14 protein-coding genes are annotated in these 13,458 nt (G+C 53.7%); 8 read left to right on the forward strand and 6 right to left on the reverse strand.

Annotated features, from left to right (window positions below; all coding sequences use genetic code 11):
* Nucleotides 1–252: 252 nt before the first annotated feature.
* Entirely contained in the window at nucleotides 253–1,029 is a 777-nt protein-coding gene (locus B3N48_RS19480) for a hypothetical protein (protein WP_296186573.1), read from the reverse strand.
* Between the two features lie 617 nt (nucleotides 1,030–1,646).
* Here B3N48_RS19480 and B3N48_RS19485 point away from each other — a divergent pair.
* Nucleotides 1,647–3,782, forward strand: a complete 2,136-nt coding sequence (locus tag B3N48_RS19485; protein WP_296186574.1) for a KAP family P-loop NTPase fold protein — start codon at nucleotides 1,647–1,649, stop codon at nucleotides 3,780–3,782.
* A 143-nt stretch (nucleotides 3,783–3,925) separates the two neighbouring features.
* Nucleotides 3,926–4,087, forward strand: coding sequence for a type II toxin-antitoxin system CcdA family antitoxin (locus B3N48_RS19490; protein WP_296186575.1), 162 nt, complete (start codon nucleotides 3,926–3,928; stop codon nucleotides 4,085–4,087).
* A gap of 107 nt (nucleotides 4,088–4,194) precedes the next feature.
* On the opposite strand, the gene B3N48_RS19495 is transcribed toward B3N48_RS19490, so the two are convergent.
* Both B3N48_RS19495 and B3N48_RS19500 read right to left on the reverse strand, forming a co-directional pair.
* The gene (locus B3N48_RS19495) at nucleotides 4,195–4,554 is read right to left on the reverse strand and encodes a hypothetical protein (protein ID WP_296186576.1); all 360 of its coding nucleotides are present in this window, start codon (nucleotides 4,552–4,554) and stop codon (nucleotides 4,195–4,197) included.
* Nucleotides 4,555–4,578: 24 nt separating this feature from the next.
* Nucleotides 4,579–5,037: a helix-turn-helix domain-containing protein gene (locus tag B3N48_RS19500; protein WP_296186578.1), complete on the reverse strand. Its 459-nt coding sequence runs from the start codon at nucleotides 5,035–5,037 to the stop codon at nucleotides 4,579–4,581.
* A 169-nt stretch (nucleotides 5,038–5,206) separates the two neighbouring features.
* Between B3N48_RS19500 and B3N48_RS19505 the strand changes: the two genes are divergently transcribed.
* From B3N48_RS19505 to B3N48_RS19515, 3 genes are all read left to right on the forward strand, one after another.
* The gene (locus B3N48_RS19505; RefSeq protein WP_296186580.1) at nucleotides 5,207–5,938 is read left to right on the forward strand and encodes a metallophosphoesterase family protein; all 732 of its coding nucleotides are present in this window, start codon (nucleotides 5,207–5,209) and stop codon (nucleotides 5,936–5,938) included.
* A gap of 406 nt (nucleotides 5,939–6,344) precedes the next feature.
* Nucleotides 6,345–7,145 (forward strand): hypothetical protein, encoded by an 801-nt coding sequence (locus B3N48_RS19510; protein ID WP_296186581.1) that lies wholly within the window; start codon nucleotides 6,345–6,347, stop codon nucleotides 7,143–7,145.
* Nucleotides 7,146–7,206: 61 nt separating this feature from the next.
* Nucleotides 7,207–7,830, forward strand: a complete 624-nt coding sequence (locus tag B3N48_RS19515; protein WP_296186583.1) for an HAD family hydrolase — start codon at nucleotides 7,207–7,209, stop codon at nucleotides 7,828–7,830.
* 149 nt (nucleotides 7,831–7,979) lie between these two features.
* On the opposite strand, the gene B3N48_RS19520 is transcribed toward B3N48_RS19515, so the two are convergent.
* Nucleotides 7,980–8,633: a HEPN domain-containing protein gene (locus B3N48_RS19520; protein WP_296186585.1), complete on the reverse strand. Its 654-nt coding sequence runs from the start codon at nucleotides 8,631–8,633 to the stop codon at nucleotides 7,980–7,982.
* A 239-nt stretch (nucleotides 8,634–8,872) separates the two neighbouring features.
* Between B3N48_RS19520 and B3N48_RS19525 the strand changes: the two genes are divergently transcribed.
* Nucleotides 8,873–9,379 carry a hypothetical protein gene (locus tag B3N48_RS19525; protein ID WP_296186588.1) on the forward strand — a complete coding sequence of 169 codons (507 nt, stop codon included), beginning with the start codon at nucleotides 8,873–8,875 and terminating at the stop codon, nucleotides 9,377–9,379.
* A gap of 13 nt (nucleotides 9,380–9,392) precedes the next feature.
* On the opposite strand, the gene B3N48_RS19530 is transcribed toward B3N48_RS19525, so the two are convergent.
* On the reverse strand, nucleotides 9,393–9,902 hold the full coding sequence (locus tag B3N48_RS19530) for a hypothetical protein (RefSeq protein WP_296186590.1): 510 nt from the start codon (nucleotides 9,900–9,902) through the stop codon (nucleotides 9,393–9,395).
* 627 nt (nucleotides 9,903–10,529) lie between these two features.
* Here B3N48_RS19530 and B3N48_RS19535 point away from each other — a divergent pair.
* A complete protein-coding gene (locus B3N48_RS19535) occupies nucleotides 10,530–11,039 on the forward strand; it encodes a hypothetical protein (RefSeq protein ID WP_296186592.1) in 510 nt (169 codons plus the stop codon).
* A 203-nt stretch (nucleotides 11,040–11,242) separates the two neighbouring features.
* Here B3N48_RS19535 and B3N48_RS19540 read toward each other — a convergent pair whose 3' ends face one another.
* Nucleotides 11,243–12,283 carry a TauD/TfdA family dioxygenase gene (locus B3N48_RS19540; RefSeq protein WP_296186594.1) on the reverse strand — a complete coding sequence of 347 codons (1,041 nt, stop codon included), beginning with the start codon at nucleotides 12,281–12,283 and terminating at the stop codon, nucleotides 11,243–11,245.
* 89 nt (nucleotides 12,284–12,372) lie between these two features.
* Here B3N48_RS19540 and B3N48_RS19545 point away from each other — a divergent pair, with 89 nt between their 5' ends.
* Nucleotides 12,373–13,458 carry a hypothetical protein gene (locus tag B3N48_RS19545; RefSeq protein WP_296186596.1) on the forward strand — a complete coding sequence of 362 codons (1,086 nt, stop codon included), beginning with the start codon at nucleotides 12,373–12,375 and terminating at the stop codon, nucleotides 13,456–13,458.

The following is a 13,458-nucleotide window of genomic DNA, read 5'->3' on the forward strand; positions in this document are numbered from 1 at the left end:
AAATAAGGCCGACGATCCATAGAACCTCTCATCTGGGTTTCATTATGAGGCTTCAAGGTGTCTAGGAAACTAGGGGCGGTTCGAAGCCTCCAAGGCACTTTACTTTTTCAGTCTCTCGGGCCGGTCTGCTATTTCAGAGGCCGGCTTTTTTGCGGGATCTGCCCTCGATGCGAGGGCAAGCGAATTACAAGAAGCGCTAATGATCAGGTGACAGAGCGCTAATGGCCAAAAGGTATGAAGCAAGTTGCTACTTTAGGAGTTTCCCACTAGCAAGGAATTTTTGGAGTATCCATAATATTTCAAGAAGTCTTCGTCAAGCTCATTGATTAGTTCGTCATGATAGCGTGCGATCCATTCGTACTTCTGCAGAACTCTTTTTTGTCCCGCATGCTTGGTTAAATTTCGCTTGATAAGTGAGCGGTGTCTTTCCAGGAATAAAATATACCCGGCCTCTGGATCGTCTAGCTCGCTTCGGATTGCTCGAATGTAATCGATAAAATAAAGCCCATCATCATCCTTCTTGATTAGCTTGTTTATGTACTTTAATTCTTCTTTTAAAGTGTGGTTCTTAGATTGCATTAATTTATCAGATTTTAATGCTGTCATCCATTTAGGGCTGATGACAATTCTAGGGTATATGGCCTTTTCTGACTCCAGCTCGTAGGCGTCAACCATTGCTGGCCCAAAAACACGTTGTTCTTCATGAAAGATATTGCCAAAAGCAACACCGCCCCGCACAACTACGTCACTATCGATCAGCTCGCTTTGCGCGTGCACCAATGCAAGTAGTTCATGGAACAGCAAACCTATCTGATAAGACAAGTTTGCTTCTGAATCAGCGAAGTTGGTGCGTACCACGCAGTCAGAGAATGTTGTGATGACAGGGTGGTAAGGATCCTCGTCAGCATCAGGCGCAGCGTATTCACTCATTTTCTTTAGGATTGATTCTATGGAATCGGCGCTTTCATTTTCGACCAAGCTGCGAAACCCTAAAACATCTAGGAATGTTACTATAGCGTTTCGATACATTGTTTTTCTCTGATGAGTTACATCGTGATAAGACAGGGTTAAAGCTTTGTTGGCGGGAGGTCAGTCCTTCCAACAACAAAGGCCAGCCGCAGAGCTAGCATAGTCGATAGGCAGGATGTCAGCTCAACGCAAGCGCGCATCCTGGAGCAATTGTTCAGGGCTGTTGATGGGCATTGTCTAGCTATTCACTACCGCACATGCTAAGGCCCGGTGGCAAGGTGTGCCTTCAATGCTTCTGCGAGCTCCTCCAGCGCGCTATCGAGACGGCGATCTTCTCGGACATCGCTCGTCTTTGCCTTGTAGGTCTCGCAATGCCTGAGCAAGGCTTCCGCGTCATTTGTGTTCAAGTCGAATGTGATCATGGCGGGTGCATTAATGTATGAGTTAGCGGGATGCCGCGTTCGATGCGCTACCAATGCGATAGCGTGCCTGTCAGGCCGCTGCAGCCATATTGCCGGGAATGGAGGAACTCATGCTTCATGATGACCACTGTGAGCTCGCCCAAGTGGGTACATATATAGGCACAGTCGTGCATTAAAAACTTGGCATTGCCTCAGGAATCGGACAACGTGATCTGATATCGCTTTCATATCAATTACAGGAGGTAGAGGATCGTTATGCAAGGTGCCGAAGAGTCGACTCGCCCTGATTCGCCTGAGCTGAGCCCGCTTAATGCGGATCGCCCTGTCGCTGCGCCTGACGATGATGCCTTTGGATATTATCCATTCGCCAAGTCGCTTGCCGAGGCAATCCGCAAGACGCCTAGCCCGGCAGGCGTCGTCATGGCCCTCAACGGCCCTTGGGGAAGCGGGAAATCAAGCCTGTTGAACCTGATTAAGTATGATCTGCGCCAATGTGCTGAGGCTCAGCCTGTCATCATCGAGTTCAACCCCTGGTGGTTCAACGGCAGAGATCAACTGGCGGGCCAGCTGCTTACGCAATTCCACAAGGCCTTGATTGGAGAGTCCGGTGCTCTGCGTGATGCAGGGGACATGCTGGCTGACTATGCAAGCACAATCTCCAAGGCGGTGACCTATTCGACCAGCATTCCGTGGCTGGATACGGTGCTCACGCCGCTGCTCAAACGGCTGGGTCGTAAGCCTGTCGACGTGCCAAAGGTTAAGGTAAAGATCAGCAAGACCTTAGAGAAGTCCGATCGGCGTGTCCTCATCATTATCGACGATATCGACCGCCTGACCCCTCCAGAGATGCTGGAGGTGTTCAAAGTCGTCAAAGCGCTGGGCGATTTTCCAAATGTGTTGTACCTGCTTTCTTTTGATCGTGATGTGGTCGCTGAAGCCATCGGCGGCGCGCTCAGCGCTGGTGGGCTGGCGTATCTGGAAAAGATCGTGCAGGCAGCATTTGAGCTGCCTGCCATTTCGCAATCTCAGCTCAATGCTCATTTCTCACAAGAGCTGAACAAACTGATTTCAGCAGTCCCTACGCCTGATGCTGAACCCAGGTATTTTCAGAACATTTTTTTCGATGGCCTAGAACATTACTTACAGAGACCACGTGACATTGTGCGGGTCATGAACGTGTTGCGTGTGACATTCCCCGCTGTTGCAGGGGAGGTGAACTGGGTCGATTTTGTGGCGTTGGAATTCCTACGAATCTTCGAACCCGTCGCCTACCATCGGGTTCGGAACCACAGCCGAATGTTTACTGGTTCGCCCGGCATGGATGAAAATCTTCAGCAGGTGGCGACGTTCCATACAGCATGGCTTGAACAGATTTCTGAGAGTAGAAGAGCCGGCGTACGTGCGCTCATGTGCCGTATGTTCCCTAGAATAGATGCCGCATTCAACCGCCAGTACTATGGCGGGTATGATGGGTATCGACAGATGAAGCTGAACTGTGCCGATTTCTATCCTGTGTACTTCGGCTTCGGCGTTCCCGAGTCGGTTCTCAGCAGGGCTGAGGCAGACCAGCTCATAGGGCTTGCAGTCAACGCCGACCAATTCTCCGAGGCCTGGGCTGAGCTCAAGAGTACGCGGCGCCAAGATGGCCATTCTAAAGCCCGTGAGTTGCTGGACTTTATTTCCCGCATGGCAGGTGATCTCGGCACCGAGAGAGCGACCAGTCTTTTGATAGCGATCCTGAATGTCTCTGAGAACCTGCTTGTGTCTGATGATGAAGCTGGTGCTTTCTCGATGCCAAATCAATGGCGGGTTTCAGCAACTCTGCGACGACTTCTAGAGGTCATTCCCACCAATGAGAGAGAAGCCGCGCTGCGGTCGGCTGTCATGCAGGCACGTGGCGTCCCTGTCGCATTGCAGTTGCTAAGGCAGCTGCGAGGAGACTTGCCTCACGGGGTTCAAATGGAAGGACTTGAGCCTGCCATCATTGAGAAACTACAGCAGAACGTTGCTGAGCAAGCTACACAGATGAACGTCTCAGACCTGCTGGACTTCGACGGTCAGCAGCTATTGATCTACCCACTCATTGACATCGTGGGAGAGCTGCGCGTGCGTGAGCTTTATCAGCCCATATTAGGTGACCCGACCATGCTTCTACGGTTTTTGGAAGCATCGGTGTCAATTGGCTCTGCGCACGTTGACGGTGATAGGGTATCGAGGAGGATGTTGAATGTTTCCTCCAGTGCTTTAGACCCCATCGTCGAGCGCGAGCGTGCAGTCGTTTTGGTCGAGGCTTTACGGCAAGACCCTAATATCTCTCGTCAGCAGATGGAGATTATCGATGCCTATTTCCGGCAGGATTTTTGGGATGGTGACGACTCTTCTGCGGATTGACTTGATACCTGGCCATTGATTCCGGCATCCCGAAGGCTTGGCTAAATTCTCCAGCCAAAGGGATGTCGCGTTTTACGCACTGCAAGTGCTAGGGTGTGCCTATCAAAGCGCTGTAGCCATACTGTCAGTGGCGGAGAAAACTCATGCTTCATGACGACCACTGTGAGCCCGCCCAAGTGGGTACTGACAAGGCTGTTCAACACCAGAGTCAAGAGTGGTTCAAAGAAAATCGGAAGGCCATCGACCAGTACAACAGGCGCGTTGACGAGCATGGAGTCTTCAGCGACGACCTGAGAACCTTTTGACGCTTTACTGGGCGCAGGGGGCCAGGTAGATCAAATGCAAAGGCGTTTCTCGCCATTGCTCGGGTTAAGCAGCGGATACAGCAATCGCGCTCGTGGGTTGCCTACCCCTAGAGCCCCAAATCGATCCGAAATCTAAGGTCTGACAGGCGCTGAGTCAGATAATCCTCTGGCACTCGGCTGAGGATTTCACCCGCAATCGCGAACCTAATATCGTTCAAGGCTCGCAAATGTTCACGATGAAACGATCGAAAGTCGTGCAAAAGTGGGCGTCTTCCTTGCTGGAGGTCTTCCAGTAACTGGCCGGTGACTTCCGCCATACCCTCAGCGCTCGCGAGCCGAGGAATGTCGCATTCGCGCATGCCACTGTGAATATGCTCGATGCTTTTGAACACGAAGCCCTGCAGCACAGGTACGGTAAATAGATTCAGCGCACAGGCCCAAATGAGCCGTTCTTCCTTGCGATTCATTCGCCCATCTATGTTCTGAAGCGCCTAGTCTGGTGACCTGTTCCAATGCCGGCCAACAGTCGATGTCGAGATGCCAAGCGTTCTCGAAACCTCTGCTTGGCTAAGGCCCTGACCTTTCAGTTCCAAGATTGCACGGGTCGTTTCAAAGCCTCTGGCCGTGAGCGGATGGACAGGATCTGGCACCAGTGTCGACACCTGAGCATCCAGGAAATCATGCTGACCGAGTTCCTCGCCGGCCAACCTCAGGGCTTCGCGAGGGGGCAAGCCTGCCTTGATGGCATACACAAGCGTGAGCAACGTAAGGGGTTGTATTTCCAATGCTTGGGCCAGTACGTCGATGGATTCCAGCGTGGCAGCACTCTGAGCTCTTTCCAATCGGCTGATCTGAGACGCATCCAGCTCCACCGCAAGCTTGCGTTGAGTGACCCCTTTGCGCGCCCGGAGCAGCAGCAGGGCATCAGCAAGGGCCTGACGGAGCAGCATATGTCGTTCCCGCAAATCCAACTGTATGCCGCGTTTGAGTTATCCCGCACAAATGTATATATTCACCTTGACGGGATGATCCTGCCTGGTGTGCAGCGCATCGCGCTTCGCCAGAGGCGCAGTGAGCAATTTATGCCTAAATCGCGATTAGAAACAGGCGCTGATCCGCATGAGAATTTTGATTTACTCCGACTTCCACCTGGAGTTTGGGGCAGGCTTTGAACCCCCGGATGTAGGGGCCGACCTAGTGGTCTTGGCTGGAGATGTCGGCAAGGGCGTGAAGGCGGTTGAATGGGCCAACGACGCCTTTACATGCCAAGTCGTGCAGGTCGCGGGGAATCATGAGTTCTACTCAGGTCACATCGATCGAACGTGGCAAAAAATGAAAGCTGCTGCAGCTCCGCACGTGTGCCTGTTGGACAACGAATCGTTTATCTGGAAAGGCCTTCGTGTGCTCGGTTGCACTGCATGGACTGACTTTTCTGTCACGGGCGATGCCGTAGCCGCTAGCTGCCAAGCGCTGGAGCAGATGAACGACTACAGATGTATTCGCATCGATGACAACTATCGAAAACTGCGTCCGGCAGACGTGATCAAGCGAAATCGAGGTGCCTTTACTTGGCTGGCAAATGAACTGGGGAAGCCGTTTGACGGCCAGACCCTGGTGGTCACACATCATGCGCCTATACCTGAGGTGATTAGTGATGAGCACGTGGGTCACCTCAATGCCGCGTATGCCAACAACTGGGTTCAACTGCTGGCTCAGACGGACGTTTGGGTTTTTGGCCATACCCACCGCGCCGTCGATACGTACCTTGATGGATGCCGACTGATCTCCAATCCGAGAGGTTACCCAGGTGAGGACACGGGCTTCAGCCCTACCTTCGCGATTGATCTTTGAGTTTTGCCAGGAATTGATGTGGTGGATAAAGAAAAACTACCCGCTGATGTTGAGAAGGCCGCCCGCATCGACTGGGGAGTCCCCGTTGACGGCTATCTAACAAATGCTGCGAGGGTTGGCAGTCGCTTCACCGCGACGCTTTTCTTGGATTGTGCTCGCTCTATCAGCAATGGGGAGACTGTGGTGACTCCGCCTGTACGTAAGCTCACATCACGCGGAAATTTCAGCCTGGTGCAGAGCACGTCTGGTCGAGATCACTACGTCATCGTTTCCGAGTACGAGACCATGCGCCCTCGATCAGTCTGAGGGTGCCTGCTGTGTATCGATGACCTTTGTCAGGCGTGGAGCCGGTTGGAAGCTTGGTCAGTACCCAAATTCAAATAGAAGAGTCGCAGGGGGAAGAGTAGTGCTGGACGTGATGAACGCACTAAAGGCCTCGTTATTGCCTTCATTTCACCACCAAGTGACGGCAGTGATGAGCCAAGTCTACCTGTGGAACGGACATCTATGCGGTGAGATTCACGGTGACAGGGAAAAGCGCTTTCGCGATGGCACTCGTATTATGAGTTCAAAGGTCATTTTCGGATTTGAGATCTCCGGCCATCGACTTTTTCTCACCCAGTCCCGCAGCCTCTATCTGGTGGCTAGCTGGCGAAGGTTTGACGAAGCCATGGACGGCCTGGATTTTTCAGAGGGCATTAGCCCGATTGACCTCATGTTTTTGGCTGATCCGGAGCGCCAGCCTGACTTTGCGAATGAGGTCGAGCTTGCAAATGAAGATGAGGTCAAGCTGATAAAGGCCGGACTCCCAAACCTTCGCGGGAGGAGGATAATCCCGACCTCGGACGAAACGGATGACCCACTAGAGAGCAAGCGCAACGCGAAGATCTTTAAGCTTGCGCATGATCTGATGGATCTTGAGAAACTGAAGACTACGCTCGAATCTGCGCGACATGAATTCATGGTGTTGGAGAACACTCAGGTTCTAATCGAGTACACAACGCGTCGAGTGGATCCGTTCATCCTTCGGCTTTTGCCTCTGGGATACCTACCTGAGTGGCAGTGCGTCCTCGTGCTGGATGGGCAGTTCAACGTTTCTACAAAAGCGACAAACCACGCTGCTATCTGCCTGCTAGTAGCGCTACCAGCTTGCGCGCTTGATGATGAGCTTCGCGATCTCAAATTCCGGGTTGACCTAGGTGTTTAAAGGCGACTCGGCTCCCGAATTTTGACTGTCAGGCACCCGTTACACTCAAAGGGGAGAGATAATGCAGACCTCGGTGATTTTTGACGTCTTTGGGACGCTCATTCGCATTGAGCACAGGCGTGATCCTTACCTGCGCCTGCTGAGGTACGGGCGTACTCAAGGGGGCTCTCCGAGCCGCGAACAACTTGAGAAACTCATGACGTGCGAGCTCGATTGGGGAGAAGCTGCTGATGTCTTGGGCATACGCGCAGGCTACGTAAAGCTCCACGGCTTTGCTCGACTGCTCCAGGAAGAGCTGGCTAGCATGACTCTCTACCCCGATGTCCAACAAGCCATAGCGCTCCTGCAAGGCGCAGGCATCAAAATCGCTTTGTGCTCAAACTTGGCTTCGGGCTATGGCCCGGCTGTTCGTGCGCTGCTGCCAGGTATGGATGCGTACGCCTTCAGCTACGAGGTGGGTGCGCTGAAGCCGAACCCAATCATTTACCAGTCGGTGTGTCGCGACCTAGGCGTTCAACCGGGCCAACAGTTATCGGGGAATCGGGTTGTCATGATTGGAGACTCGATTCGGTGTGACCGGGATGGCGCTAGGGCTGCTGGGATTGCTGGGTTCCACCTGAGCCGGTCTGGCAGAGGTGATTTTTCTGATCTGATCGAGTTTGCTGATGCTGTATTAGAAGGCTAGCAACAAGTTCGCATACCCTGCGGGAATGGCGGTCGAGGTTGAGATAAGGTTTCCCTCAGGAATAGCTGACCACTCAGCGGCAGTAGCTCGTAATGCCTACCTAATGCCAGCGCCGCTGCCTACAACACCCAAAGCCGGGATTAGAGATTCTACGCAGCCCTCTTGTTCCACGGACGTTGCTTGGCAGCGAACATATCCCTGAGGTGCTGAGAAAGGTAGTTATCCGTATCTAGGACTGTCCTGATAATGAATGGCTTATATTCATCCCGCAGCTTTCCAATGGTGACATACCCTGCGTCGCTGCCACGATGCGCTATATCCCCACGCGCAGTCACGAAGTCCTTTATAGACTGCTCTCCGTGGTGCCAGCAGGAGCTGATTTTGGGGATGCCCAAAAATTTTTTGAAAATTGGATCTATGATGCCTGGCTTGGGCGTATTAACTGCATCAATTTTGATCTGCGCAGCTTCTTGGTAGACTGCCTTCCAACCATCTCCGGCCATAGCCAGAGCTTTCAGCTCATGCTGACTATCCTTCACGAAGGCTGCGATGGTTTTCTGCACATCTTTTGGTAGGTCGTCAGGCGCTGCTGCCTTTTCGCAGGCGAATTTGACCGCCTCGGCCAGCACTTCCTCTAGATAGAGCTCCCATGCGGAACAAAGCAGCAAGACTCCTCCCCGAGTAAGGTGACCCAACCCCTTTTTGCCTGGTGCTCCGCCTGACAAAGCAGCATGACTCTCAATGATGCGGGTCACATCCTTCATCATTGTCGTTTCGAATTTACTCAACGCCTTCGATGGCATTCCCCATACTCCGTTTTTATGCAAGCTATTCGAGAAAGTTGAGATCAACCAGCTTTCAATACTCGTGTCATTTTGACCTTGGTGACGGGCAGCGGCAGTCGCATTCAGGTGTGTCTTCTTCTGCCAGGAAGCTACCTCTGGCAGTCGGCACCAACCAGGCGCCACGCACGCCATTGATGATTCCCGCAAAGCCCGGCAGTGAGCGTAGTATCTACTGTCCACACAGCAGGAGGTAGATCATGTTCAGCCCGCAGGCTTCAGCTTGGGAAGCTTCCATCGTCGCGGCCATTACTGAAGAGCTCGATCAACTCAAATACCTGATCGAGGACAAGAGCGGCGCGACGGAGAAAAATGACATCCAAGCGCAGGTCAGCCGTTTGGGTGGCCTGACGGATCTCGCGCACAACGACGCAATCCCTTTCTCTGCGCCGACCAGGCTTCAGCTCCATGAGTTGAACGAGATGGCGATGGGGATGGTTCGGAAAACGGTCGACTTCAGCCCGCCAACTGAGGAGTTTGTACAGAGCGTTGAGCGCGAGGCGGCACAGGGGCTTTTCGATGCGATTGCATTCAACAGCCCCTACCTAGCTCAAGGTGAGACAAGCAAATACGCGATTGCCCTGTCGACGAACGCTTTCGACCTGATGCGCACGCACATCGGCGACCACCCTGACTTCGAGATGATGGAGCGACTGGTGTTGGTACAGGATTACCGGGTGATGAAGCTGGCAGGGGACAACCGCTAGAGAGCGCCCCCGCTCATGGGCGCGTCCAGCGCAATCGTGCGATCGCTTTGAATTGAGCGATCCCGACCGATCCTCTCTCGTTTCTTGCTTTCGAGCCTGGCCTTGTGAGTAATGTCTCTACAGCAGGTCGTTCTGCCTCATAGATCGCGAATGCATTGAGGTCGGAATCCAGAAGAATCAACTGAACAACATCGAACGGCTGCCTGAGGTCGATGGCGCCTACCCGGCCAGTGATCTTCTTCGGATTGTCTATCACGCGCCCTTTGATCTGCACGTGCACAGTCACTCCGTCCCTCATTTCTGTCGCGTCGTAGCCGGCTGTACGGGCTGCGTGTAGATCCATCCCCAGGATCGCAGCAGCTTCACACTCGGCGATCTCACCAGTGATGCCTAGCGGCTTTCCAGTCAGTTGCCGGTATCGGACAGCCAGTCGTTTGGCCTGCTCCACCAATTCAGATAGCTGAGCGCGCTCATCATCGAACGGCAACGTTGTGCAGGAGCTGGTCATCGTGAACTGCTCCATGTTCTGTGACTACGTGTTTGGGTTCCTTGGTGGTCTGCACAGGGAGAATGCAGGAACAGGCGGAGGTGGCCGCAGCGCGGCAAGACAGTGCTCTTCCAGCCGAATACTGCAGCTTTTTTCGGACAATGTCAGACAAAACGACCGTTCGTCGGGTGTTAGCTCTTTTTGGGGCTTTTTTTCACCTTGCCCCCTTAAAAAATTTTAAACGCGACGGAGTATATATATTTGAAGGCAAAGCAAAAGCAGCGTAGGTCTGAACACCTCTGCACGTTCAGGCACTCTACGGTTTTGCTTTGGCTTCTGGGCGTTTTGCTGTTGAGGGGTTTAGGGTCACCGAGCGAGATGAGGGTGATGCCTAGGGCCTGGGGGCAGAGGGAAATCGCTTTTCTTCGCAGCCTGCGGCTGCGCCTTTGGCTTTGATTACAAAGAAATGGGGAATTAGTGGTTTTTTTTGATGAAACCACTATATGTTGTGTTTTTTTTTGTGCTCCGTCGGGTTTGGACGCGCTGTAAGTGCGAGATGACGTCAAAGCCAATGTTGGCCACGATTGTTCAAACTTCGCCTTGAATTTGTGGCGAATTGCCTTCATTCAGGTACAGACCCCCTAGACGAAAGAAGACCCACTGATGGCTACCGACAAACGAGTGATACCTGGCTGTTTCGACGAGATGATGGAGGTCGACACGTATAAAGCTGAACACCGGCTAGGTGGTCAACCGAGCGTTGGGCGTGGCTACCCGCTCAATCCTGTTCTACGCGAAGACTTCATTAACACGCCAAACAATCACCGCGAGCCGTTGGAGGTGGAAGACTGGTGGGGGCTGCCTTACATCCAATCCACTACATGGGAGCAAGCGGAGGGGCAGCGCCGGCGTGTTCAAATGGAACATCGAGCCTTCGGTGGCGGTGTCATCGGCGAACTCAGCCACGAAGAGGTGGAGGCTCAGATTGATGCTCATCGGGTGAGTTTTTTTGAGCAGAATCCGGGAGGGACTAAATACACTGTGCATTGCTTAGATGGCGGGGCCTGGGATCGCCCAACCCTTTGGGGCGTCTTTCCCACACTGGACGAGGCGATTGATTGCTGTGACCTAGGGCCGGCCTGGCGCAGAGCAAAGTTGAAAGCGCCCGTTTGAGCCTAGGCGCCGGGCTCTTAGTCAACGGAGCGCCGTAAGCTGTCGTCTGCAGAGCCAGGATTCCGGCATTTCTGCTAGTCATCGTTCATTCCTTCGACGCTCTGTCAGCTCTTCCGCTTGCAATGCCTGCATCCGAACAGCGAGGCAATCTGCGAACCGATGTAGCGAAGCGTTTCAACGCGTCAGCGGTACGCCACTGGCCTTCACGGAAAGAGCTTGTAGGGACTGTCCGGGTAGCGCTGCGCTGGATTGAGTTCGCGAGTATCCAGACCGTAGGTACGGAGCAACCATCGAGAGGTGCCGCCTGCCTCACCACCGACAACACCGCGCCCATGAAGCCCCAGCCGGTTGTTAACAATCAAGATGTCGCCAGGGGCGATGACTACGGCTGTTGAGCATGCCAGGCAAGCCTGCTCGAATCGCTTCGCCGCAGAAGTGGCAGCCGCTGAGTCATAGTCTGAATCGCTCGCGCTGTGGCTGTAACGAATCCAGTAGCCATCTCCTGCTTCGAACAGAAGCTGAATGCCTTCCATGGGGCGTGCAAGGGGACTTCTGTTGCCAAAAATCAGCTTCAGCCCAGAGGTGAACGTCTTTTGCGGACGAATCACGTATTGGGGCTTAACCAGTTCCTCTATGTCATCCTGAGACAACTGCCTCAGCACATCGCTTAGCGGCATAACGGTCGTTGCGGTTTGATCGGGATTGCGCAGACCGCTCAGGCAGACAAAATCGGGCGATGGAGCGATACGATCGTCCAGCTCATGTACCTGCCCACGTACGGGGAAGTAAACCGCGTCGGTATGACCACGCATGCTGCCTTTGGACTTTTCGGCCATCTCGCCTTCGCCTGGGAACGGTACGAGATTGACGAACAGATGCCCGTCATTTTCCGACCCGTAGGAAATCGTGTCGGAGTTGAGCGCTGCTAGGCAGGCAATAGCACAGGCTCGCGCGGCGACAGTGCTCTCGGCGTCAGGGACGGGTATGAAGGTGGTAGGGGTTTCTGGCAAGTCGCCGACCTCAAACGCTGATCGCAGGTGAATCAGGGGCATCGTCCAGGCACGTTGCTGAATGTCGTACAGACTTACACCGGCTTGAGCGAGCAATGCTTCGATCGCGGGGCGCAGGGTATCCCCCAAGGCGTCAGGGTGGTCAAGCGCTGAAAGGCATACGTCCAAGGTGGTTCCGCGCATCCATTCACTTACAGCCCTGTGAATGGCTCCTGAAAAATGAGCGTCGATCAATTGTGTCCCTACGTGCTACGGTGATATAAAGATGATATACGGCGCAGTATAGCGCACCATCGATTCAGCAACGAAAGCCGGATTCTAACATGAAGTGTAATGGCAATTTGACCTCCTCACCTTTGAGAGAATGGGCGGATTACCTTACGTGGGTGTCTAAAACAGGTGATTTTCAACTGGTAGCAGGTGAGCACCAATGCATCGTACCGCTGCCAGATGGTGAGCATCTGAGGGTGCATGCATCGACTCCTGACCTTCTCGCCAAGAAGGTCATGGCGGAGCTCACTTCCAATTTCGTCGCTGCGCCTCATATACCAGATTTAGAAAAATCTTTGTGTTTCGTGCCTGCCCAGGATGAGTCGCCCAAGGAGGTGTCTATGCCTAGTCATTACGAACCTGCTGTTCCGCGTGCCAGTGTAACTCCACGATCGGTACCGGCTAGCGGTACGAAAGACGTGCTGCAATCTATCGGTGTCTATGTGCCTGAGTCCATGCACGTAGCGCTGAAGGACGTAGCGGCGCGCCAAGGCAAGAAGTTTTCCGTGCTCGTGCGTGAAATGGTTGAAGACAGTTACGAGAAATTTGAAAGCGCCATTGAAGTCCAGAATCCAAGGAAGCTGCTCGACAGCTACGAGCGCAAGGTCGCCAGTTATTCCGGGAAGTCCTCTCAGTGGATGGCGCGTGTCGATCGCCCCTTCAGCCTAGAGCTTAAATTGACTGCGAAGGAATACGGTCGGTCAGCGTCTCAAATCGTAGGCGGGCTCTTGGCCGAAGCGCTGTCGCATCGCCCTGAAGCCGTGGAGGCACCTGCTGTTTCGCAGCAGGATATCCAGCAGGCTCAAGCCGCCATGCGCGCGATCGCGGGGCCAAAGGTAACCGCACTGGCTGACTTCATTGGGCTGTCAGGTAAGCGTCTCTTGGTCAATGAACTGCTCGCGGGTGTGGTGCGTGCTCCAAGCGTGCTGCTTGGCAAGATGGCCGACTTCCTCAGCCTGTCGCGAGACGTCGTTGCACAAGCCGTTAGATGTAATTTTCAGCAATTGCCGACACCGTCTTTCAGCGCCCCCAATGGCCAGCCGCGAGTGCTCACCGAGCCGGTGTCGTGGAGCGAGGCTGTGAGGGCGCTGAATTTGCCCGCTGACGAGGAAGCCATGCTTCTGGCATTAGAGGACTGA

Origin of the sequence: Pseudomonas sp. UBA1879 (assembly GCF_002338065.1) — a bacterium.
Classification (GTDB): domain Bacteria; phylum Pseudomonadota; class Gammaproteobacteria; order Pseudomonadales; family Pseudomonadaceae; genus Aquipseudomonas.